The organism is Paenibacillus agricola (assembly GCF_011440305.1).
GTDB classification, from domain to species: Bacteria; Bacillota; Bacilli; order Paenibacillales; family NBRC-103111; genus Paenibacillus_S; species Paenibacillus_S agricola.
This window is the reverse complement of the sequence record NZ_JAAOIW010000006.1, coordinates 1-25,994: the sequence shown is the minus strand read 5'-3', so window position 1 is coordinate 25,994 and position 25,994 is coordinate 1. Positions and strand designations below refer to the sequence as shown.

Annotated in this window: 14 protein-coding genes; 1 reads left to right on the top strand and 13 read right to left on the bottom strand. The window is 38.0% G+C overall.

The annotated features are described in order from the left end of the window. Positions 1 to 277: 277 nt before the first annotated feature. The 12 genes from G9U52_RS17470 to G9U52_RS17420 all read right to left on the bottom strand — a co-directional run bounded on the left by G9U52_RS17470 (position 278) and on the right by G9U52_RS17420 (position 24,528). Positions 278 to 1,570 carry a protein kinase domain-containing protein gene (locus G9U52_RS17470; protein ID WP_166151911.1) on the bottom strand — a complete coding sequence of 431 codons (1,293 nt, stop codon included), beginning with the start codon at positions 1,568 to 1,570 and terminating at the stop codon, positions 278 to 280. Then, the gene (locus G9U52_RS17465; protein WP_166151909.1) at positions 1,560 to 5,522 is read right to left on the bottom strand and encodes a hypothetical protein; all 3,963 of its coding nucleotides are present in this window, start codon (positions 5,520 to 5,522) and stop codon (positions 1,560 to 1,562) included. Before G9U52_RS17465 ends, G9U52_RS17470 begins: the two co-directional genes overlap by 11 nt. A gap of 249 nt (positions 5,523 to 5,771) precedes the next feature. Then, positions 5,772 to 7,331 carry a hypothetical protein gene (locus G9U52_RS17460; RefSeq protein WP_166151907.1) on the bottom strand — a complete coding sequence of 520 codons (1,560 nt, stop codon included), beginning with the start codon at positions 7,329 to 7,331 and terminating at the stop codon, positions 5,772 to 5,774. Continuing rightward, complete coding sequence (locus G9U52_RS17455) at positions 7,332 to 8,513, bottom strand: hypothetical protein (protein WP_166151905.1); 1,182 nt, start codon at positions 8,511 to 8,513, stop codon at positions 7,332 to 7,334. A 403-nt stretch (positions 8,514 to 8,916) separates the two neighbouring features. Beyond that, positions 8,917 to 9,639 (bottom strand): AVAST type 3 anti-phage protein Avs3b, encoded by a 723-nt coding sequence (gene avs3b / locus G9U52_RS17450; protein ID WP_166151903.1) that lies wholly within the window; start codon positions 9,637 to 9,639, stop codon positions 8,917 to 8,919. Further along, on the bottom strand, positions 9,551 to 10,384 hold the full coding sequence (locus tag G9U52_RS40085) for a hypothetical protein (protein ID WP_243767408.1): 834 nt from the start codon (positions 10,382 to 10,384) through the stop codon (positions 9,551 to 9,553). The genes avs3b and G9U52_RS40085 overlap by 89 nt, the downstream gene beginning before the upstream one ends. A 49-nt stretch (positions 10,385 to 10,433) precedes the next feature. After that, positions 10,434 to 15,830: a P-loop domain-containing protein gene (locus tag G9U52_RS17445; RefSeq protein WP_243767407.1), complete on the bottom strand. Its 5,397-nt coding sequence runs from the start codon at positions 15,828 to 15,830 to the stop codon at positions 10,434 to 10,436. Positions 15,831 to 16,249: 419 nt separating this feature from the next. Next, a complete protein-coding gene (locus G9U52_RS17440) occupies positions 16,250 to 18,118 on the bottom strand; it encodes a TnsD family Tn7-like transposition protein (protein WP_311764892.1) in 1,869 nt (622 codons plus the stop codon). 19 nt (positions 18,119 to 18,137) lie between these two features. After that, entirely contained in the window at positions 18,138 to 19,766 is a 1,629-nt protein-coding gene (locus tag G9U52_RS17435) for a TnsD family Tn7-like transposition protein (RefSeq protein WP_166151899.1), read from the bottom strand. Between the two features lie 65 nt (positions 19,767 to 19,831). Further along, positions 19,832 to 21,544, bottom strand: coding sequence for an ATP-binding protein (locus G9U52_RS17430; RefSeq protein WP_166151897.1), 1,713 nt, complete (start codon positions 21,542 to 21,544; stop codon positions 19,832 to 19,834). 1 nt (position 21,545) lies between these two features. Next, positions 21,546 to 23,702 (bottom strand): TnsB C-terminal domain-containing protein, encoded by a 2,157-nt coding sequence (locus G9U52_RS41400; RefSeq protein ID WP_166151895.1) that lies wholly within the window; start codon positions 23,700 to 23,702, stop codon positions 21,546 to 21,548. Further along, a complete protein-coding gene (locus G9U52_RS17420) occupies positions 23,674 to 24,528 on the bottom strand; it encodes a TnsA endonuclease N-terminal domain-containing protein (protein WP_166151893.1) in 855 nt (284 codons plus the stop codon). The genes G9U52_RS41400 and G9U52_RS17420 overlap by 29 nt, the downstream gene beginning before the upstream one ends. A 196-nt stretch (positions 24,529 to 24,724) precedes the next feature. Here G9U52_RS17420 and G9U52_RS17415 point away from each other — a divergent pair, with 196 nt between their 5' ends. Then, the gene (locus G9U52_RS17415) at positions 24,725 to 25,126 is read left to right on the top strand and encodes a helix-turn-helix domain-containing protein (RefSeq protein WP_166151891.1); all 402 of its coding nucleotides are present in this window, start codon (positions 24,725 to 24,727) and stop codon (positions 25,124 to 25,126) included. 303 nt (positions 25,127 to 25,429) lie between these two features. On the opposite strand, the gene G9U52_RS17410 is transcribed toward G9U52_RS17415, so the two are convergent. Then, positions 25,430 to 25,768, bottom strand: coding sequence for a hypothetical protein (locus G9U52_RS17410; protein ID WP_166151889.1), 339 nt, complete (start codon positions 25,766 to 25,768; stop codon positions 25,430 to 25,432). Positions 25,769 to 25,994: the final 226 nt, after the last annotated feature.

Here is a 25,994-nt window from a genome sequence, read left to right as displayed (position 1 = left end):
TCAGGTGATATAAAACTATGGAACCAGTTTTGTTGATTTTACTGGGCTTGCCGCGGCACGTGATAAACATGAAAAAAAGAAAGTGTGGAACCGCCAGAAATTACCATGTAAAAAAAGTTAGAAACCTTTTTAGATAAATATCTAAAAGTTTAGTCCCCTACCAGCACGGGCAGTCCTTTTTGATATATTACAACACGCCTGTTGAGTAACTACAATCTGGATGTCTGGTTCTTGCCAACAAACTAAGAGCCATTGTCTTTATCATACCTATGAGAGATCATACAAACTGGATTTCTTTCTCTGCCCGCAAGACAATGATCGGCGGGTTCAGGTCGATACGACCGGTTAACAAGCTATCCAGAAAATCAACGTCCTCATATCGAACAAATCTATCTTTGATATGAGAAAATTCTTCTTCCCCTATTGTTTCAATCTCAAGCAAATACCATTGTTCAAGATCTGTTCCATGAACGATCCGATTCTCAATTGTCAACTTGACTGGCTTGAACAAATAGGTGTTTAATCCATCGCTGATCTCCAAGCAGTTCTTCAAACGGGAACGCTTGCAACTTCTTGGAATAATCTCCTGGAACTGTTCACTCTTTATGGAATATAATTTGTAAATCTTCTCTATGATCCCTATGACCGTATTGATATCCTCGAAATATTCCATGCTAGGTGTAAATTCATTCTTGATTTCACTCTTTACCACCCTACGTTTGTCCTCTGCAAGCAACATTTCGTCTCCAATAATTCGATGCCACTGTTCTAAAACCATAAGAACTTCGTCAATTGTCTGTCTCTTGGTAATATCGGAATCTGTAGAATCCATGAGAGTTTGGTGAATGCATTCCAGAGTTTCCACCCCAAACTCTGAGCACTTTAGACCAAAGATCTTCTCTTTCCCATACTGTCCATCAAACCCATTCTCATCCTCCATTAAAATAATCCAAACCAATTTGGCAAAGGAGTATATATCTGCTGGACGAGCATCCTGAATCTCATAAGCAGAGAACCTCATTTCTGGAGCAATCGTGGTCCATGGCCCTACTTTCTCATGCATTGTGGTAAGACGTTCAAGGTTGTGATGTGCTACAAGTCCAAAATCGCTTATAACGATTCGATCATTGTATATAAGTAAATTGTCCAGTTTAATATCTCTATGAGAAAACCCTTCATTATGAATATTGCGGAGACCCTCCCCTATATCTTTTATGACCTTCATCTTCTCTATAATTGTGGCGTTACGATTAAACAAATACTTTTTCAAGGGCACAGCCAATGACATAGCATACCAAGGTGGATTTTCTCTTGAAGGCTCTTCCGGCAAGCTGTGGTCAATAATCGGAAGGATGCCTTGATACTTATCACCTAGTACAAGGACCGTCTTCACTTCACGCTTAAATCGTTCATATCTCTTGGTATCGAATCGCCCCCCGATCCGCAAAAATTTGGCAACCAGTGGTCTCTCTGAAGGTGGATTACATATAATGTGATATACATCTCCATTACCACCACCGTCCAAACGCTCACCCTTGATAAATTCAAGCTTCTCTCCCTTAAATGTCATGAGAAGCCCTCTCTCTTTCTACTTCGGAATCACTCATGTAACGGTCCGATATTTCCTTTAGTGTCTTAGATAATTGAGGATAGTCGATTCGTACAGTACGTGCGTAGTTCCCATACCGCTCCGCTAATTGCCCTTCTTCTTCTCCTCCAGTCACGGTATAGACCCCGCGGCTGTTGAAAATCCCGATCTCAAAGCCTGCTTTGAGATGATCCGAATAATGCTCCTCGAACACCTGTCTTACCGCTTCATGAGGGAACCCACCATCCTCACCTGGTGGAGAATAAGCAAAACACTCCCCAAGTATTTGTCTTCCAATTACCTCCTGCTTATTCTGATCAATCAACTGAAGGTACTTCTGTGTCCAATTCTTAAGTTCATTAAGAGAAATATTCCCTTTGTCGTCCATACAAGGACAGAACTTAACCTTCATAAGAATATTTAGAGACTGTTTGGCCATTTGCAGTTGCTGCTCATTAAGTGAAACACGAGAATCCACTTGGTCAGATGATTTGAAGGCAAACTGGATTAATTGGGTCAGCAGCTCCGGATCGCTCTTTAGTTCTCGTTCCAGATAACGCGGGGTTGCCTGATTGATCAACAAATTGAAAAAAGCCCATTCCAATCTTGTCACCCTTGAGGAATTCTTTTCGCTCAACTGATCTGCCTTATACAACCTCTCGAAAGATTTCACAATCAAGTATTCCTCATGCTGACTGATCTTGTACTCGTCAAAATCATCCCGGATGTTCTCCAGCAATTGAAGGTGCTTATATACATCTGTGCCATAATATCGATGGAGCATATCGAGTGTCGGTGCATAATTGCGGGAGTTCAACAGCCGATCCCACACATGCTCCCTGACAGTCAAATCCTCAATCTCGCCAATCATTGATAGGCCTTTCCAATACGTCTCGATAACAGAAGATTCACAACTGTCTATTAGTTTTAGAAAAGCTTCATCAATCTTAGCAATTCTTAAAATACCTGCCAATAATTCATCATTTGCTTCAAACGTACCAAGAAAATCTTTAATGACTTTAAGCCCGTTATGTTGATAGATGGTACCAATATAGGAATAAAGAATCTTTATTTGATTCAGTTGCAACATTAATTTAACAAATTCGTCATCCGATTGATACTCATGAAAATCGCTAGCCATAATGGAACCGATGTCGTAAAGTCCCAAAGCATGTGCATCCGTTAATTTCGACAACAGCTTGACCAATCCCATTTCCGGATCGTTAACAATCTTGGAGAGAGCAATACTCCTTGACTCTCTTAATCTCACCCGTTCCTCTCTATAATCACGCTCTCTTTCGCGATAGGGAATAGGGTGGATAAGATTCGGCTGATCAGATGTAAACAAATGCAAAAATTCATAGATGTGGTTGTCGAAAGAAACAACCACAAAGACCTCTTTTTCAATTCTCATCAGATACTCTTCATCTGCCGCCCATTTGGCGTCGCGAAAGAAGCGATGCTGATGAAGAAGACCCCTTATTATTTCCTTTAAATCGTATTTTGCCTCATCCGAACCGCACATCTTTATTGCCTTTTGGACTCCTGTAATGACCTCATCAGCCAAACCCAATTCGAAGAAGAAGAATTTCTTAAATAAAAGCCCCCATTTGCTTAAGTCGACGCGTGCTTCATCAACGGCAAACAATGTGTACTCTCGCAAAGTCCGCAAAATATCTTGTTTATTTCTCAACAAATATTTGAATTCAAATCGTCTGTAATCCGGTTTGCAAATGTCCGTATAAACACGGCTAGGGGATCGATCCGGCAATAACCGTTCCAACAGGTCCCACCCAATCTCACTGTTTGTCACTACAATACGAGTAAGGCGGATCTTCTCGTCCATCGATAAGTTGATCTCATGCCTCCAAGCTGACAATGCCTGATCAAGAGTCGATAAAGGACTGTTGGATATCGCATAGACTATTTTTCTCTCCGAAAGCTTTGTCAAAATACGAACGGCTCCCGGAGCCGTCTCTTCAAAACAGAGCAGTTTCTCTAAAGCCCATAAAATATGTGTGTAATAATTCCTTGCCCATAATCCATCACCATTCTGTTCAAATAATATCCAGAAGGGAGAGCCCGAATCAGAGGTCTCTCGTTCAACTACAGCCATTGTCACTTCCGGAGCAGCTTCGACAAGATCCGGAAAATATTCGGATAAAGCTATCCACTTAATTTTCGTATCCGCTTGATTCAGAATCTCTGACACAATCTCATCCACGAATTTTTGAGGAAAAAATTGCTTGAGCGAATAGTTAACCGCGGACATATTGGCTAGCATGATTAATGAGCGGGCGATCCCTTTTTTCAATATACGGGAATATTTAAGAACTTTGTCCAAAACCGCCGCTTTATAATGGTCCTCTATAGGTAGCTTATATTCCGGCGACACCTCGGTCAGTACCTCGATGACAATCTCTCTGAATGTCTCAAGTTGTTGGAAGGTAATCTCCTCGAACAAGACTTCCCATGCTTCTTCGACATTAGCTAACCGAAACGTTGAACTGCCATAATCAATAAAGCTTATCAGGAATGGATCTTCAGAATCAATGATGGGATTTAACATCCTAATTAATTTATTATAATCATCAGACGTCAGCTTGGACATCACTTGCATGTCTCCTTCTGACTCTGACCACATTCCAGCCAATAACGCTGGAATAAGTGAAGAATTTTTCTTTTCCTCCCATTCAGGTTCACCGGTTTTACCTTTGAAGACGATACGCTTGAAGCTTGCATAAAGCCCATTTGTGCGTAGGACGAACCTATTGACAGTCTCTAGATCGACTTTTTCCTCTCGAAGTTTTTCATGCATGTTGGCAAGCTTTCTTTTTTTCAGTTCGATCGGATTTTTGTGGCCAATATAATTCTCATCCCCGTAAATGATGATATTACGATTGCCCGGGATAGTATCGATTACAGACGCATGGAAATTTGGAATCAATACTTTGCCTTGGCAGTTTTCCTTGAGGGAATTCCAATTCTCGAGTGTTTCTACGACAAGGGTATCCTGCTTGTGATGCTTCTCGAGGTTCTTTATAATATACAACAGGTAGAACATCGTTTCTTCCCTTGTCTTTCCTTTCACATAGATCACGTCTTTGGACTCATCAGCAAACTGCTCGATCACTCGCTCTGCGAATTCCTTGTCATCGTAATCAAAAAAGTTCAGGCTGATCGAAGGCTCTGTATTCGATTTTAGCCATTGCTCCATTTGATCTATTGTCTTATACAAATTACCATGTGAATTAACAAATTCAGCTAGCTGGTTTAGTTTATACATCATTTGATTAGGAGTAACGGTACTTGTTATGTAAAGTTTGAAGAATTCGGATTCAAAAATGACCAGGTTTTTTAAAGATTGGTACATCGATCCAATTTCTTGCTTCATCATTGTTCGAAATTCCGACTCCTCTTCAGCTTTGATGTCCATCACCTTAAGAATGGCTGCCAGCAACTGGTCCCAGTATGCTTCATGGTTGAGTTCCTGATTATCCTGATATCCTTGAATGTACTTCTCTTCACGTTCTTCGTCGTTTTTTAGAATCTCCTTTTGATGTTCCTCTACCGTTTTCGCCAATTTCCAACGGGCAAAAAAACGATCTTCTCCTGTAAGGTTTTTCTCGACGGCTTGAGCAACAGCCATTCGGGACAACACAAAGTCGGTAAATCGGCATCGCTCAAATACCTCCACAGCCCTATCCTCTGTGCTCGAACGATCCAATGATTTCAGAACTTTCTTGATCGATACCGGTATGCCTACCCCCATCAAAGTAAAAGCCGTAGAAGCAGCCGTTCCCAGATTGGGAACGGCAATTGCAAAAGCTGTCACCGTAAGACTTGCAATCAAAGTTGCCCTCTCACTAATTTTCTTCTTTCCGTTTACATAGTCTATCAGATCTTTTAAATTTGATTGAATTATATCCTTCATTTTGACTCCCCTCAATAACAGTACTCATTGCATGATCTATTCAACAAAAAATCTTTAAATTTGATGATCATACATAAATTCATGCATGTTCCTTTCAGACCCATACAACTCCAAAATCTCGTTCGAACTATATGAGTATATGTATACTTTTAAGGACACCGTCTCGCTTCGCTTATAATCTTAACGGCGACCCATAACATATTTTCAGGACTGTAACTTAACCTGTCAATATACAATATAAGTTATTTACTAGAAATCATCTCGAAATTCCTTATATAGCTCATCAATTATATCTATTGTTACATCAATTAATTTCTGCCAATCAGCAATAGGTTTATTATTATCACCAATAGGTCTCCAATGAGCAATATTATTACGAGTTTTGTATAAATCTCTTGCAACTATCTTAATTAAAGCATCGTATTTCAGCTTCTCTTGTATATTCATCTGATCTTGTTGATAAAAGAATTCGGACAGGTCATCAATTAGTTTTATTTTTATATTTTCACTATCAACATTATTAGTGTCGATGATATACAAGTCTAAAGCATTAATTACTTCATTTACTGTAGACTGAATTATGTTCGAGTACTTTGAAAAAGATAAAACCAATAATTCTTGTTTTTCAATGACAAAACCACGTGTGTTTTCTAATATCGTCCTACCTTCTGTATGAATAATATTAAAGTCTACTAATAGATCTTGTAGTTTAGCTCTATTAGTTTCTTTCTGCTTAAGTAATCTTTCTGTCTGATCTGGGCTTATTATTACCGTGGGATCAAATATATTTAATTCCTGCTTTATATATCCGATAAATGAACTATCTAATGATTGAATTAATTTAATCAGTGCCTCCTCCTCTTTAGGTTTCCATCCTAGACTATCCTCAATTATACTTGCTATATCTGAAGTAGATTTAATGGAATCTAAACTGGTACCTAATTGTTTAAGATAAGGGATATGATAAAGCCGTTCGATACACCGGTAAAATTCGAGAAAAGAATGCGACCAGTGTGTCGAAGTTAAGCCCCTAAATAAAGCTTCAGATATAATATTCCCAGTATCATCCTCAAACATTTTCCTGATTTTTATTTTTGTGACTATTAAGAAGTCTAAATTTAATTTCTCATCAACTTGAGTCAACCTTCCACCATATATCGCGTATGGAGGCTTATTATACAATTCTTCTTCAACTTCCCAAATATCACATGGTGCGAAAAAATCCGATAAGTCTTTGTGTTCATATGCTTTATCTCTTCCAAATACTGTTTCTATTAATTGATTACCATAATCCTTCAATTCACTTAGCGGGTATGCACCTTCTCCCCAGACTAAGGTCAACAATCCTGCGTTCTCATTAATTTGATTAACAGCACCTCTCATGAAAGGCTCTGTAAACTTTTGTGCTTCAGGAAGGACAATAAAAAATCTTTCACCAGTAGTTACATGAACATACTCTTCTCCTGCTCTCTCTTGCTCTTCTTTTTCTTCTTGCATTCTTGTCGCTTCTTCTTGTACTATTGTAACTTGTGCATCTACTGGTATTAATTGTAGTTCTTGTGCTTGTGTAAATGGTTCTACTTCGTATTTATAATTAATTTTAAATATATACTTATCTGTTAAGCATAAAGTTTTTTCTTGTATTGTAGAGTGTTTTAACAATTCTTTCTCATCAACATTAGTTGATATCCATCTCGGCACATGATCAGATGTATTAATATCACCAGTGGTAAGCTCCGGAAATTCCTTGAACTTATCAATAAGACGTTTAAATACTTCTTTATTTGCTTGAATCATATGTCTTGCCATTTAAAAGGCTCTCCAAAATGGTTCCATTGACTCAAATTCTTCATCAGAAAAAAACAATGAGAATGCATCTGTGAAAAACTCTCTTTCAAAATCCCCGATTCTTTTAGTTCTTGAGGATAGTGCTATTATCTCATTTAACAGTCCAAACTGCAGAAATTCATCACCATTAGTAATTTGATTTATAATTTCAATTGCTTTATCGCATCTATTTTGAATAATTTGTACTGTTTTTTGTTGTTGCTCAACGCTTCTGACATGTGTTCCAGGTCGACCAAATATTTTAATTCCTGCTGCTGTAAAAAAGCCAACACAAGCTGGTTGACTATCAAACAAATTTCTGCCAATTTTAAATCTTTCACTTGAAAATGGAATACTATATTTGCCAATAGCCAAGTCAAACTTACACAAACATGAAAAAACTTGAATAAATGCCTCTAGGTAGTAATTATTTGAGACAGATTCAATCATGTCCAATCTAGAGAATTCATCGGCCAATACGGTTTCCGTATCCACCTTAGATTTTCTGAGGCCAAATGCAATATACAATTCAACAATATCATTGACTTGAAATTCTCCCGGTCTAGTTCGTTTACCTTCTCCTAATTTATACATTTCAATTTGGGTTTCCAATTCAGGGTTTTGCGAATTAAACTTTGTCTTAATTTCACTAACTATTGATGAATATACAACCTCTATTTGCCTTCTCAGGTTCCATGGAACTTGGCCCGTATTTAAAACTAACATTCTATATGTTAATGCCGCAGTTTGATATGTCACCCAAAACTCCACTCGAATTTCTCTCTCTTGCAATGCCACCTGATTCTCAAGAAATACAGTTGTTCTTTGCATACCGTCTATGATGGATACCCTTGATTTTTCAAGTTCGAAGAGATCCCTAAAAAATATTTCATCAGGAGTTTTTAGTATGTTATCATATTTTTCTTTTGTAAAAACTATACCGATCACTACTGAAGGCAATACTGCACCATTTACAAAATCTGATGCCATTCGATTCCTAATTCTTATTGCAGATGTTGTTTTCAGTTTACTTCTCTGCCCTTCAATACCACCATTTACTTCATATACTTCATTAATCAACTTAATGTAATCACTAATTTTCAAAATAGAAAGGATCGAGAAGCTTTCTGATCTGTCATCATGCGTTCTATCCAATATTCTCAAAATTTTCCCTCCATTATTCGGATTTAATTCACCATTTATTAGTTCAACAGTTCAATCAGTTCCCAGCAATTATTGCCTGCTCAAGTTCTTGTCTCCTGACTTATCACAGAATATCTCTTATATTTATTTCTTTATCCATAATACTCATGATTTCATCTAAATTATTTCGTGTCTCTGTTAGTATTATCCACCAATGCTTCACTAATATGAAACATCGGGAGTATTTTATTTTTAAATTCATCTACACGTACTGTATCCGTATAATTATAGTCATATTCAAATAGTTTTTCGTATTTATTGTTAAAACCTAATTTACAAGCGTCACCATACAATGCATCCTTTAGATGCAATGGTTATTTTATATAATTTCATGATTCACCTTTATTCTCCTATACAAGTCAACCTACTTTCCAGATTCTAATTCTGCAAGTTCCTGTTCATATATTGAAAGCAATTCCTTATTCATTTCGTTAAAAACTTCGAGCTTCTTTATCCTTGAAATTATTAAATCTCGTTTAGTCTCTTCCTGCACTGACTCACCATAGTTCAGAAATCTAACCAAAACTGAAGTTTCATCATTATTATGTAGGCCAACTGAATGTTCCAGCCATTCTCTCGTGTTATCATCAACTGCGCATAAAGCTGCCTGTTTGAATACATACTCAAGCCACACTCGTGCAACTTGATCGATTTCTTTAGCAATATCTAACCATTTCTGTACATCATCCTGTACTCCACCTGCATTATCATTCGTTTCTCTTCTGTCAAAGAAATAATAAGGATCATCATTTTCTGGATCTAATCGATCTAAGGCTCGAAAAATGGGTTCAAAACTTTCAAACGGACGCTGTCCGCTAGGTAAATCTGACCGATGCTCCCAAAGCTTTAATATGGTCTCAAAGCAACGCCGTTCCGCCTCGTCTTTTTCATCTCCTACTGCATTTTCCGCGAATTCTATTTGTTCTGCTATATAATGAGCCATCCAGCGAGCAAGAGTGTCAAAACCAGGGTCTAGACCAAGTTCTGCAACTAGTTTTTTACCTAAGTTGATAATGTGCTTCTGAGTCTCTGAGTCTTCCGTCTGCCGAGAGGATAAGAATTCTGTTATGCGGTGGTCTATATTCATCTCTCTCCTCACTCCTCGAGTAATTATTTCGCTTAAATCGACGATTAATTTGCACCTCAAAAACCAACTCACATTCCATAGTCATGCAAAGTTTTTTCAAGAAAGAGAGCGAAGCACTTAACTGATTGCCATGTCTATTAGGTTCATCATCTTTTTCAGGCATGTTTTCGCTCCAGATCCCACATGCTAAGGATACTTCGTCTGTATCGCTGGAAAACCATTCTCTCAACTCTAAATCGACAGTCAGATTCATTTTTTTCATTATTGATTCTCCAATTTTATAAGGTGGAAAATCTATCTTGGCTGCTTGTGAATCGAATTCATCCAAACGCTTAGCTATATCCTTTTGCCAAATCCATCCCTTAAGAACAAAAGGGTACGCTCCAAACTCCATATCTTCCTCTTCATATTCAGGCAGTTTAAAATCGTGCGGGTTAGAGCAAGTGGTTAATGCATTTAAAAGTGATTGAGAGGCTGATGATGAAACAAGTGCGGTAGAAACACTATAGCTTTCTCTCCGTTCGCTATCACCTTCGGTCCATAAACCATATACATTCAACCACGTTTCACCATTACGTTCAAACAAAATGCCATCTAAAAAATCAACCTTTTTAATATCCCTACGCCAATCTTCGCTTGTTATCTGATGAATCCATTCTCGTTTTAATAAAGGAACCGGGTCACGCCGATCCGCTAACCAGAAGCCATCAAGACGTGTCAATAAGTGACGACGAAGCCATTCCATCCATTTACTCCCATCCCCATCATCGCGTCTATCTATAACAGGCATTTTTTCAAGCAATTTTAGCTGCAACAACAAACAATGCATGAAATGAAAGATAAAAACTATAATCGTCAGTTCTAGGATAACTTCCATGACTATGTCGTGTTTCGCTTTCATTACGGTGGGAACGCCACAATCTAGAACGAGGATCATTTTGGTATCCACCATCATTATCAACATACCAATCATTTATTACCACATGTGTCGCGAGCTCTTCAACTTGTTTTTCCGGGATTCCAAATACACTTCCAAGAGGAGCAAACCAATAATGATCAAAATCATATCCATGATAGAACTTCAGAGTTGTATCCACTTGGTCTGTTTTATGCCAATAACTATTTAATACCTCTGAATAGCTTTGTATTTCTTTGATGGGCAATTGACTCATGCCTACTTTATGAATTCCTTCAACAATAGTCCTACTGTATGTGTTCGGAAAAGCCTTTTCAATATTATGTATAATATCTGCTGCATATTTTTGAATAAGAATATGTGGACTAGAGCTCAGCGCATATTGGGTGAAGAGATCCTGATGCCGCATTAATATTTGCGGAATATCTATAGAAATACGTGCCAATGCTATCAGTAGATACAGCCGTGCATGTAAGTTATAAAATGGGAATGTGGGGCTGCCGAAAGCATCTGCTTTATCTCGTTGCATCCATGTAATTAGTGCATCAATTTCAGATTCGCAATTTCCTTCAGCAAGCCTGCGCACACAATGTGCAGCTTGCCAACGAGTCTTAGTGCGAGGCGACCCTAATGAAGCCCAAACAAAGCCAGCCCATGCCATACTTAAATCCCTAGGTGGTAACAAACAATTTGACCAATTTCCATCAGCAAAATCATCATCAATATGCAATTCAAATCGGCCCAATGCAAAATCAAGCAGGTACTCAGCTTCTTCCGGCGAAATGCGTTTAGAAGCAATCTTTGCGAATCCAAAAAAAGTACTCGCGTTAACTAGAGCATTATTATTAGATAAGCCAGCTAGAATACCTGATTCGATAGATACCATCTCATTTTCTGCTTGAATACTTTCATTAAAATATTTTAACATACCCCTTTCCGTAAGCTGTGCAGCAAATCGCCGCGCAATAGATTCGAGAATTAATCCCCAGTTTCGCTTGACACTTACTTTACGGTGCCACTCATCTGGTATACAGGCAATGGCAGTTTTCATGTCAACCATGTCGACCTTTTCTGCAATTACAAGTTCATTTAGAAATTTAGTAATATCACTATTATTAATTCTATTAAAGACCTCTTTCCAAAATGCCCTGTGGTTGCGTGGCACACTTTTTATTTCATCGAAACGTTGTAATGCACGACTAATGCCTAAATTTGAAGTTAACTCTAAATTAATAAATATATCTTCCCAATCAATGGTTTCAGTCTCATAATTGCTTAAATATGAAGTTTGTTGGAATATCTCTTCTTTTTTTACTTCAGGGTTACTATCATAGAATGCTATAATTCCATTCAGCGTGTTGTTCTCAATAGAGTATTTTTCGGCGACTTGTTTAAGTTTCTGCCAGCTTACTTTAGTGGCATTATTAAGTCTAAGATCTCGAATCACCGACTCTAAAATATGCTTCTGGCGAATCGCAGACGTTTCTCTTTCAATACAAAGTGATGCGAATTTATCAAGTTCGTAACTTTCTAGGAAGGCGGATAATGACCATGCTACCGTTGGAGAAAGATAATTATAAGACGCCATTTCCTCTGCTAAAGCTGGAAATTGTTGATCAAACCACCCCACGTCCCGATCACGCCATCGACTTAGTGCAGACAAGGCAGAAACCGGGGAAAGTCTAACGCATGTTCTAATAGCCTCATCTCGGTTCCAATATTTTTCACGGGCAACATTGTCACCAATAAGTTCAGCACAACGAATAAACCGATAAGCCAGTTCTGGAGATGCTTGTTCTCCTTCTGCACTACGATTTGCTAATGCTACAACCGTTTCCCATCTTTCAACCATTTCGTCCCCAAATTTAGAGACTGCTTCAATTGCATAGTCAAAATAAGCAACTGCATCATCGCGGCTCACAGAAAACACCGCACGAGCAAGATCTATATAAGATTCCGCTTTGGTCTCGGGATCTCCAGTAAGAGAAGCAATCACTTCAGAGGTAGAATGTTCTAGCTCACTTCTTATTCCCGAAAGATGACCTAACCGAAATGCAGCCCTTACTCCTTTTAATCGGTCTTGAGTCAATATTTTTTGATTTTCATTTAAATGACTAGCAAAGAATTTCTTAATTTCAGTGCCATCAATATTTCTACTAAACATAATAATTTCGATACATAATTTCGATATTTCATATGGTAGAGCATCGTAGTCTTTCCACCTATGATGCAGTACACTTTTGGACTGCTTATCAGCATTATCAACTTCTTCTTTGAAATCATATACTTCATTAATTAATATACGTGCGCGGACTACGTACCAAGGTAGTAGTCCATTTAATACTTCTTTGAACTCTCGAATATTTTGGTCCTCTATAGACTTATGTTCTTTCTCAGTAAGTGCTTTTGGCATTAATTCTTCTAAATTTATATTTGTGTTATCTGTAAGTACAAATTTGAGCGCAATCATGCGCAAATAAATTTCGCGTTTTTTTTCTTGATGATTACTAGAAACTGACATGGAAGCCCTGATGGGGTAATAGTGTCTAAGAACTCTTAATATTTTAGTTTTCGATAAATTTCTTGCTGCACATGCTTCTAAGAATGAGATAAGGGCTACCGCAATTGTATCGGAATAGTCGTCTCTCGGTTGTGGAATGCGAGCACGGCTTGTAGTGAGTAAGTCCAAACATGTCTCCAAAAAATAAACACTAGGAACGCACCCCACTTCGAGCAACTCATGTGCTAAAGCAATCATTAGATATTGGTTTCGGGAATAAATTTGAGGAATTTCATTTATGGAATCAAAGTCTCCGGCATCAACGAGCCGTCTGATGAACTTCCGTGCAATACGATATACCACTTCAGCAGGATGCCAACTTAGAATAAAATCTATGGTCTTACTTACTCCAGACAGGTTGAAATGAGCGTACGTTAGCTCCACAATGTCTTCATCTTTTAAAAGCTCTGGAGAAAACTCTTCTTTACTCTTTTTGCGTTCCTCTAAATACAGACGGAGCCAATTATGTGCGGCTCTCAAATACCCTCTTGCTTCACCTTTAAATTCCTCGACAGAAGATAATAATGAAGCTGAATATACATTTTCCGAACCGTCCCACGTACCCCCTAATAAACGACGAAAGGCTAATTCTTGTACTTTCTGTTCATTTTGTAAAGATGCAATTAAATCAACATTCTTAGTAAGAAGTTCTAGTTGCCGTTTATCACCAGATACTTCTTCACCAGCACGAATAGCGATCTTAATTGCATCCTTATATCGTTCAAGCTTTAATGCCGCCTTAAATGCAAATTGAAGACGATACACGCGGACGTTGCGTTCGTCAATTGGATTTCGCGGAAGCAACTTGTCAGATAACGCTGTATCAATCAGTTCATCATATTTCCCAGCTTGCAAAAATAATGAAGGTAAAGTTTCAGAGACATACGAATATTCGGTAGCCAATGGTTTTAAAACTGTAATGTATAATGATATTTGTTCTTCAGTTGCAGAGAATTTTTCCCGAAACCATGTTTCGGTTGGTTCATCTCTGAACTGTACAAAGTTATCCGATAGCCAAAGAGGACGACCTAAGTCAGCAACAAAGCTGTGTACTGTTGCTTCATTCACATTAGCAGCTGTTGCAAGTACACTTAATGGTATAAATGGAGGTAAGGTGGCTAGACCAGTACAAATAGCTTCAATCTGACTTTGATAGTGGGCAGGATGTGATTCCTTAACAGATAAGATAGCTAAATCAAGTTGCTTTTCTATTTGTTCATTAACTGTTGTCCCCCTAGGCCCAAGGGTTGACAAAGTATCAAGAACTGTATGGCACTTCGAATTTAAAGCATTAGCTTGCACTCGAGGGTTGCCATTAGTCAATCGATGGAATTCTAGCCCATCGGCATTGGTGGAGTCTGGAAAGCGACTTCTAAGATGTATGAGTGTTTCCTCATCTAAAAAAGACTTTAACTCAAATTTTAAAATTTCATTTGTTGGTTGAAGGAGATGAATCCGTTCAGTTCTACATAGTGCAACAATTCGACAACCATCTGGTAGAGACTCGCGCAAAAGTTCATGAACAAAACAAGGTTGGCTGAACTCTTTGGAAGCCATTTCTGCATTATCAGCGGCATCAATTACGATTATCAGAATAGCATTTTCATTTGTTTTCCGTAATGACGTAACAGCCATATTGATTCTATTAAGGAATTGCCTCATGATATCTTTTTCTAATGATATAGACTGAGCTAATAGAGGATCGCATAATCCATGCGCTGCTAATTCATTCGCAATTTGTATAAGACCATCACGATGTTGATGTCTTGTCTCACTACGATTACGATAACTTCCGCCCCCGAAACAATCATAAACAACAGCCATCGAATCTGCCGATAGAGTCCCTGCTATTTGACGCGCAAAAACTGACTTTCCTACCCCACCGGCAGCATGGATTATTATGGGGGTGGACGCTTCCAAAATTGCATATAATAGAGAGTGATGTTGTTTACGGAGTATGACATGATCTAATTTTTCAAACTTAGGTGGAGCAGGATACATATCTCGATCAGATGTAACTCCAAAACATTTATAAATCTCCTCACGGACAATTTGCCCATCCGATTTAGGTAATGCTTTACTATGCACTAGGGCAGTAATACTATCAATCAGAGGGTTATCAACTGTTCCCGCTAGAAGTTGAGAGAGTTCAACATGGAGCTCGTATCGTTGCGCATCGTAATCGCCCTCTCCATCTACGAATTGAAGCGATGCACAGAAATTAGCCAAATCATTTCCCTTTAAATTCGAATATTGTTCTATTGTTCTTCTGAAGCGAGTATTTGCTGTATCACTTTTCCCCATTGTCAATACGTTTTGTTTGAAGCTTTCTGCAATCGGCCTATTGGTAACAATTGAAAAAACCACTTTTGGGGATGCAAGGCCTTTCTTCTTCTCATCTAGATGACCAACATAGCGCTTAGCAAAACCCTCAATCGTACCTTTTAGGTCACTCAAATCAAAGGGCTGTTCTTTTCTTACAGTTGTATGTTTTAATTGAAAATATGCAATTTCCTGTGAGCCATCTTCTGCTGATCCAGAGTATTCAGCAACATCGATAACATACTCGCCAGCCAGTTCTCGTTCCTTGGATCCCTCAATTGTAATATAACGCAACTGAGAATTAGGATATATCATTCTAAGGCAACGACGTGCGGCCCAGCGATAATGGAAAACATCACCTGCCCTTGAGTATCTCACAAGTTCATTTTCCATACATAATGCTCCTTTTCTTATAAAACTCACATAATAATGAAGTTTAAATTACTCAATAGGCCAGAAAAATATCAGTTTAATTCTCCGTTTTGCTGTTTTTAATAGTGCGGCCATTCAATCGTATGGATCAGCCTTTGATTTATCTGAATAAGTGTCTACAGGTATTATTTTCTATTAGTTCCATTATACTATAATTGATAAAAAACGACAGTATTTTCCTTTATTTCAACCTCCTACACTATAAATAAGGGTTAAGCTCTGCTTACCCCAAACCCAAAAACATATAAATTCTTATATGTTGTCAAAAAAGAGGCCTAAGCCTCCCTTCATACATTTTTATGTCAGCAATACTTGATCCTCTTGTATTACACTAGACCGCCGTCCGATTAAAATCAAAAACCGCATTTTAGCGGTTTTTATCACTTCTGCATATTAAGAATACGATTTAGTTCCTTTTCAATTTTGATTCGATCTTCAGTTGAGCAATTTCTATATCCTCTTCTAATTTTCAAACTTTCAAAATCAATATTATTGTATCTATTCTTTTTCAGAAAGTTAATCACTTCAGGCAGTATCCTATTGAGATAATCGACTTCTTGCTCTGAATGTTTTTGTAGGCTCATTTTAGTTAATGGCAACTGATCTTTCAGATTGCTATATCTCCCGAAATCTCTAGAACTTAATTTGGACAAGATGGTATGTGGTTTTATTCGTTTTTGTGGATTCTCAATAAATAACATTTCAACAATTATTTTTATCTGCTGGCTAAGCTTCTGATCAAGTAGTCGAATATCGATAGATACATTACCACTCTTTCTAACGGGAGGTAAGTTATCCTCCATCCAAGATCGATCATTTTTCATTAACCAGTTATACTTTACAGTCTGAAGTTTTTTTAACGTCTTCCTATTCAGGCTGGAATCCGTATGAAGCGCGTTCCTTATAACTTCTCTATACTGATCCCGCTTTGAATTTTCTTGCGCAGCACCGACTTCTTTCATGCCTAATTTAATTTCATTTATAGCAACCTGCTTTGTTGTTTCATCTATACTCCGACGATGATGTTTCGCATATTTGGCCACAGTACTTTCGGATACGCAAACCTCTGATGCAATGTGGCTCATTGGTATACCGGCTTTCGACATATGTACAATTTTATTAATAATCTTCTCTCCAATTGCCTTTATAAAATATGTTTCTGCATCCGTTTCGGCAAGGGGCTCCTTCTTTCTAGTATAGGTGAATCCACAAATAGGGCATGCAAATTCACCTGATACACTCCCATTTCTTTGTAACCTTTTATATTTCATGATTTTCATTTCACCATGTGATTCACATATAGTATTGTGACACGACCACGGGCCAGCTCCAAATGGTAATGTGGTTACAAAACAGTGACTACTATCGAGAAAATCCCCAACAGACCCAGATAAAAACCGCATCAGAAGTAGATAAAAAATTATATATAAGTTCATAAATTCCGATCTCAATAACCTTTTAACAGTTCGTCGTTCCAAAAAATAATTTTTCTCTGGAATTAGCGGCGTCAACCTTTGTTCAGAATAAAGCTCGAAAAACTCATGAATCAGTTTGGTTTTATTAATGAGACCTGAAGGATGTATGTACACTTTCTCCCCCAGGCAAGATAATAACTTTCCAATTAATACATTGACGTCTATATCATTCTGATTTTCCATTAAGTAAATTATGTCTGTCATCAGGTCGTAGTCCAGTTGATTCACTGTATTTGCTTTCGAATTGGTGTTAGTTTCTATTGAATGGCCTAAAGGACATACTGGCTTTTTTAAATAAAGTTGGCCAGAATTGCTTGATAAATCCACATAGCATTCTGGGCATTTACTTATTAAACCGCATTTGTGTTTAAGACAAATATTAATGTCTTTTAGTTGATGATATCTATTTACGTAACATTCCCCGAACATAGCATAGTTCTCTGAAAGGCAAGCTGGACAATACCTTATTTCTTCATTGATTAATCCCTTTGGCCCACTTCCAGATAGTTGCCCGGCAAGAGATGTTCCTCCATCAACCCCATTTAATATATCATCTAGTAATTCATCATTTTGTTTTAATGTCAAAAAGGATTTGATCAATGGATATACAGTGTTATTTTTCAGGTAAAACAATGCGTCAATATTCGGCATCTGGTCTAATAGATAATTTAGATTTCTTGGTAGATGCCTAATCGAATGTGTATTTAAATTAAAAAGGCTTTTCATCGTGTCTGCGATGGCCATGGTACCCATTCTAAAATGATACCGATAAATAACACTTCTAAAGTCTTCATTAGGATACGTTACTGGGAAGAATGATAGCTGTGTCTTTACTTAACTCACTCCCTGCATGATAATTGCCTTTCATATTCATCTTTCCAATGAACAAATCATCGTGTCCACTCAAAAGCTCCTGTATTTTAAGCAATACCGTATTAGAAACCTGGTCAGGTATCCCTGCTTTCTTTAATAACCGCCAACCTAGTACTCGATCTTCCTCCTCAAGCAACCTTCTAAAAGCCCATTCAAGTCGCCTAATCTGAAAATGCTGAGTTGTTTCTATGTGTGATTTCAGCATTGCTTGTGTCCGCGGCAGCTTGCTTAAATGTTTGTCGATAATATTCCTCCGATTTATATGTCTCCCTACAGCCGCGCTGCTGATTCGAACTGGTATATCTGCATTCAAAACATCCGCTATTGCTTCTGTGACTAATAGAACTAATTCGGTGTCTCTATCCTTCCAATTAATACGGTATACCTGCTTATGTGTCTTAATAGATCTTGGTAGTACCTCCATTAGCCAAGCAAGGTCATGGCGATATAACCACGTAAAGTCCTTCTGATTTCGCATTCTAATCTCTTTTTTACTGCATCCGTCGCAAGAGGACATGGTTAGAAGCATACGGTTACGGCGGAGTGCCAATTCTTCATTAGAATGTTGTAGGCTATTCAACTCTCGAATCATATTCTCCTGTTTGATTGGGCTTATAGGTGCAGAATTCGTTAACAGGCTCACATCTTCTTTTAAAAAACAAAGTACAGATAAATGCCTAAGAGGATGACAGCATTCTTCTGGCTTCCTTAATAGTCGATGTAACCACGTATCTTTGGTATTAACATCGAACATCTCTCCCGTCATTGCTAGTAGATTATCCGAGAATGTTGCCTTATAGCTTAGGATGATATGTTTCATTCGAAACCTGTTTGTTTCAGATGTACAACCCAAGCATCCCAGCCTGTTTAAGTACTTCTGCCTTATTAACTCAGGATCTATTGGCATAATATAGCTACAAAGCAACTCCAATGATTGTTGTGCAATGTAGAGCAGATGCTGCTTATCCCATGAACCGAAATTTAAATTGGTTGTATTGTGATCAGGAATAGACGACAACACGGTAAACTCCTGTTTTTGGTCATTGGTATTAAATCTTACATTACTAGCAGTGAGAAAGACATGATGGTGTGGACACACAAGTAAACCTGGAAGCTGATGAACTCGATGCCAATAAGGTTCTCCGTAAATTCGATCGTCCTCTTGATAACATTCAGAACAAAATTTTAAATATGACGGATTTTTAACACCTGATGCCAAGAGGCCTATTACCGCATGGACTTCACCCCAACACGCGCCAACCTCCATTATAGATCGAGCAAGGGAATAACGTTCCTGTTTCAAAAACGGTCGGTAATAGGGTAACAACGTATGATGATTAATAAGTGTTTCGGTATCAAGTCCTCCAGCAAGTTTATCCGAAAGCTTCCCCAAATGACTTGGTAAATCTACGGTCGCACAAACCAAGGTTCCATCAAACAAATCCTGCACTGTATCTTTAAAGCTCTTACCAGCAGTTCGTTGATGGTACCTTGCTATTCCACTATATAGAATCTCATCAGGATACAAAGAGGGAAAAGAACCTAGCAATAGAATCACTCCATTCGTTTAGATTGAATTGCTAGGTTTTTCTTTTAATACATAATTATGAATAATTATGAAGTGAAAATTAGCTTCTCAAGTTCCTGGTCAGTCGGAACGTTACCAGCATCAGCAAGCTTGCTATAAATATCTTCTTTTTCAGAAGTTACCTTTAAAGCCTGCCTGAGATCATCTGGATCCATAAACTCATCCTTATTTCTCCTCGAGGGTAAAGATGGCCGTTTTTTTGCCTCTTTAGGTTTATCGTTCGAATTCTGCTGGAGAAGGTTGACGACCTCTTTTCGTAAGGCTACTATATCCCGTTCTGTTTCATTCTGTTGAATAACATACTCTGCTATTTTTTCCGCCTTATCCGAATCTGCACCAAAATCTAACGCTGTTTTTACAAGCTCAATCAACTTATCTTGATCGAGTTCTACTTTTTCAGTCCTATGAGTTTGATTTCTTATATGACCATACATAGTAGTTTTCTCCGACGAATTACGCAAAAAGTCGTCCATTACGTTCCATTGAGGATATAGATCATCCACCAAAGATAAGGTTTCAGGATTATTGCCTTTCAGAAGTTTCAGAATGGGCTGTACAAGCCGCATATGGCGTGTAGCCGTTTCCTTTAACAAAGAAGATGTAATTTTATTGCTTCCGTCAATTGCCTCCCACTGTGCAAGCATATAGAGTTTAACTGCGATGTCGACAATACCTTGTGTTAATACGTACATGCTATCCTTTAAAGCTGCAGTTAATGGACATTTCTCCGATGTCCATTGGTAGCGCCAGAGACCCTCAATGAAATAATTCCATTCCTCACCCTGAGTCAAACGGTCAATAATTAAATCACCTTGACCAGTGCTTCTTCTGGCTTGACTAAAGGAACCGGAGAGCAACTTGACTGCCTTATATGTGCCGACAGTTATTACCGGAACCCCGATAGTATTAATTAGCTGTGTAAAATAGTTCAGCATTTTTTCTGCACCGCCACTTTTCATAGTACTTAAGTTTTGGATTTCATCGATTACCAACACACCCAAACCATGTAAAGTAGCAATCTGGGCCATATTGGGAATTAATATATCAACGGTTACCCCTCTAGAGACAAATTTTTGAAAGTAATTTGTTCCAAGCTGGGCATCTACTGCTTGGAAGAAGTTGATACACAATCCTTTCAGAGAACCATCGAAAGGACAATTTAGCTTTAACCACACTAATTGTTTAAGAGTAAATGGGTTACCATTATAACTCGTATGTTCAACAACTTGTGGGTATAACAGTAATGTACTCTCTATTGAGGTAGTTTTTCCTTGACCACTAACTCCAAGTACTGCAAAACTAGCAGCAGTTGATCTAACTCCAGCCATATTTCTTCCTTCTTCGTCTACTCCACCATTCAACAGTTCTTGAAACCCAACATTGAATTGCCTTACGTATTCCGTAGTAAATGGATTCCTCGCTTTGTATCCATGACGAATCAGACGGGACAGCCGCTGTTCAAGTGTTAGGTGAATGGGAAGAACTTCAACATAATCACTGATCTGTTGAACCAAATGTAGACGCGTCTGCTTCCCAAGCTTTCTTTGCTCATCCGTATGAGCGGGTCTTTTGGCAATAGCCTTAGCCACGTACTCTTCCTCAAATATAGGTGGCAACGCCTCAATGAATGGATTCCCTTTATACCCTTCTATTTCTTGTTGGATATACATAGCTTTAACGTGGCTGCCCCTTAAAGAGGGGCTAAACATAAACTGTGATTTAACATTCGCTCTTGACATACTAGTTGGCCTCCTTGTTAATATTCGCTAAAAAAGACAATTTCGATTGGGTCCTCGACCTGCTACCAGTTTGTTCTCCATTCATATCTACAATGGGTTGTTCATCGGATGCTTGTTTTTCTCCGAGTTCGAAATACTGGTCTTTCCGGAGCTTATCACGAACGGTTTTCCTGTTTGCCCTAATATTAGCTTTTTGTTGAGTTTTAGGTATCGAATGATCTACATCTTGTTCGGTGCGGACCACTGCTGTTTGCTCAATTGCTGACAATTTGGCATGTAAAGTGACTTCCGCTTGGCGTTCTGTTGACATGTAAAGACCGTGTCTAATATCCTCTTGGTGTTGGATTTCTTTGATTTCCTCCAAGCTTAATCCGCGGTAACGTGAAGACTTTTCAAGTAGGGGGCATTTAATGAATCCCCTTCCTTTATCCGTCTTAACATATACATGGTCCATACATCTTCTATCGAAAGCTATCATCGTTTCAATTGATTTACCTTTAATAAACCACCCTTGTTCTGTGAGTTCCTCACAACCGTAATACATACGTTTAAAATAAATCCCTTGCCGACTAGCTTTGGCTTTCTCCTCAGGCAACACATTTAGACGAACAATATCGATTGGAACTTCCTTTAAAAAATGGTCGTGTGCGACTCCCCATTCCCAAATATCTCTAGGTATCGGACGCACTTGATCAATAGCTAAAGCTTTGTCCAAAGGGTAATGTTCCATATAATGATAATTGTTATGATAAATGACCATTTGTATGAACATGCGAGTAAAATCCCTAAGCGTTAATTTGGCATCAAGCACATAATCCGGTCCACCCCGTTTTTGATACTCCTTCTTTACTGCCCCAGGCATCCAAGGTTGAAGAGTCAAATTCAAAGTGCGAAACTTTTGCTCAATAATACCTTTTAGATCTGCACGATACGGAGGAGCATTTTTTATTTTGATCCCAAGGGATTTCCCAAGTGAGTCAGCCTGCTTGCTTTCCATTTCTCCACGGTCCGCAAAGAAAATTTGTGGCATATGATGACATGGCCATTCATTTTCTTCGATAGTAATACCGTACTCAGCGCAAAAACTAACTTTATTGGCAGCAGTATTTTCAATTGCCATTGCATTTCCTTGCCACGAAGGTCCTTCAAGTCCAATATAGAAGCCCGGAACTATGTGCGAGAAGACATCGGACACCATGTAAACAACCGGTCTCCCTATGATGTCATTTGGATCATCCTCACTTCTTAGATAAACATCAGCGATCGTCGAATCAGTTTGAAATATTTGACCCGGACCAGTAGCACGACGTGTTTCAGAACCTAGAAGAGGTCTTAAATCTCTATCGAAGTTCACTTCACCCTCACGTTTGATTAACGTCTTCTTTCGATTCCCCTTGGTTCTTAGGTGATAGCGAAATTGAGCTAAACTGGGTAGCAAGTGATCTGGTGGGATTATGGGAATTTCCACACCAGCTTCTTCACGAATTTCTATGTTGAAAGACTCACCAAGCATTCTGATGTATGCAAATTTTACCGAATTTCTCCTTCGATTATTGTAAAACTTGGTTATAGAAGCATCAAAGATTTTTCTAATCCCTTCCGTCACTATCACACCTGAATATTCTTCATTCTCGTCTCTTGTTTTCCTCGGCCTACCCATCTTACTTGTAGGATTTTTCCTCTTTCCTTTAGCTCCGCATTTTCGAAAGCGCGGAAGTAAAGCATTTTCCGACTTTCCACCTGTCCAATAATACCTCAGGTATTTATAGAAGAATTTCTTGCCTTTGCCCTTTTCTTTCACGGCTTCCTTAATAAGCTCGTACCTTTCTTTCGGATTATAAATTCGCGGTTCCAACTCTACAATATCCTTGATACAGTCCCATGCTTGGTCACGAACCCAGATCTCTTTTGCTGTAAGAACTTCATCTGAAACCATAAATTTCTGATAAGGATCGTAATCAAGCTTTCTACAAAGTCCACTTTCCAATTCTCCCTCAAGTTCGCTAAGGCTTCGAAAAATTGGTAAAGGACTTTTCTCTACTACCGAAATAGTAATTACAATATCGGTTTCTCGATGCATCCATAAAACTCTGTCGCATCCAACTAACTCAGCAGCTTCATCTCGTTTTTCAAAAATATTGTTCAGATAAACTCTCACTTAGAATCCCTCCTTTACTGCCTCGCTCAACGACTATTGGCTGTAATGTGGGCTCTAGTAATTTTGTCATATCTATCTTCCAGATTCGATTGGCGATAAGATACTTTGCGATTGAGATACAAGTCCCAGGAGGAAGATCTAATTTGCGATCTTGCTGTAATGTGATTTTAGCAAATGGCATAGATTGATTTTTTAAAGCATGAAATAAAATGGACTCGATATTATCAATCAAAGATAATGAAATATGGGGCAAGTCGTCCAACAATTTTGAAGAGTGCAGCCAATTAACGTTTTTGACAAAATCATAATTAATTTGCTTCTCTGTTATCAACCTCCACTTAACTCTGGCATCTTTAAAGAACAAACGTTCAATCTCCAGTTTTTCAAGAACACGTTTTTTTAGCTTTGATTCTGGTTTTATAGAATGTGCTTCATAAACGGTCTCTTCCCCTGCTCTAACCGTCAAAAGTTGGTCTGTTGTCATGACGATAGGGTGATGTGTTCTTGGATCTGTAGGGTGCTTTATGCCCAGCTTCTCTGCTATAAATAAAGTCTTTTCTAAGGGAAGCAACGGATATTGCTCTCTAAGATCAGTGATACTCATTGACCATTCCATCTGAAAAAAATGCGCTAGTTCAAAATGCTCTGAAAAAAAATGGTGTAACCTCCCGCTTTTCCATCCCAATGTTCTAGTGACAATGCCGTGTGATGGAACATCGTGAATGGTAAGCCATGGCTTGTACAAATTAAAATGACCTTGGCCCCGTCCTTCCTTAATCCTCCTTTCAATTACTTTTGCAGTAGTAGTACGATTTCTTTTTGCCATAGATCTAACCTCTCCCACAATTATTTTAATCCTTCTTGCCGTCAATTAACGGTTTCCGTTAATATTATTTTAATATTTCCGTTAATATTTTGTCAATATATTTATTTGATATACATACATTAACGAATACCGTTATTTATGTTAATATCTATATATCAACTAACTAATTAACTAACAAGGATGTGAGAAAAATCTAATGAGCCTATCGGATAGAATTAAACATTTGAGGAAAGAACACAAATGGAATCAAACAGAACTTGGCAAACTTATTGGTGTATCTACACAAGTGGTATCGAATTGGGAAAGAAACTATACTCAACCAGATAAACAGGACATTTATAAACTAGCCCAAACATTCCAAGTAACAACCGATTACTTACTTGGGTTATCTAATAAACAAATTGTTTTTGAGTCTAAGACAAAGCAAGAACCAATTGATCTCGATCTGTTAACTTTGTTACGGTGCTCGGAAAATTTGAAAGTTGGTGACTATAGCCTCACAGAAGATGACAAATCATTACTTAAAGAACTTCTAATCCCACTTGCAAAGGGACTAAAGGAATTACATTTGAATAAAAATCAGCTACCAGGTATATAAGGATATAAAATTTATATTAAACTTATTATTCAAGAGTTCTGTTTATCTGTGGGGAAGAACTGTAAAGTTCCAAACTGGTCTTTGTAATCTTTTTTCTATTAAACTTTTATTTCTCACCCAAACTTCAAGTCTCTGTGAGAATTAATCGGTAAAAGTAGTTTTGTTCTGTCTTTCAATATTTGCCCGACAAACCCCCAAAAGCTTCAACCTCTTCGACAAACTCTTTAAAGCCAGCTCCCCCCTTTTAATCTGAACTATGATGGTAATTAAACGATTAATGTATTGATTCATCCGGGTAATTCACTAATCTACATTTCTAAACTGATTTTGAGCCTTAACTTTTTCTCTTTTAAGCTTCAGAATAGCTTGAAAGTACTTATCCAGTTTTGTTTGACATTGTTTTTGCTTAATAATGATATTGCACTGCTCAAACTCATCAAACTCTTCTAATCTCAAAAAAATGGATTGTAAATTCTCCGGATTAAATTCCACCTGAATTGTCCAACCCCCATAGTTCCTAGCTAGCTCGAACCATTTCTCACGAATTGCCTTTGCACACGAGTAATAGCAACCACGAAAAAAAATACCTCTACAAGTAACCTTTGCAAACTCATTAATAAAAATGCTAGTTTTCTGCGACATGTTGCACCTCCTCTTTCAACTATCTTTTTCTTTTATATCCGAATTTTAATATATTTATACATTTGTTATCAATATTATTGTTTAAACAATATTTTAAGCAAAAAAAAACTACGCCTGACCAATTAACGTACAAAACTTGTTTTCTATATCTTTCAGATATTTCGTAGGATTTCTTCTAAACCGTCGGCGTTTTGTAGTCTCCTGCAAACGTTTAGACCACTGTAGT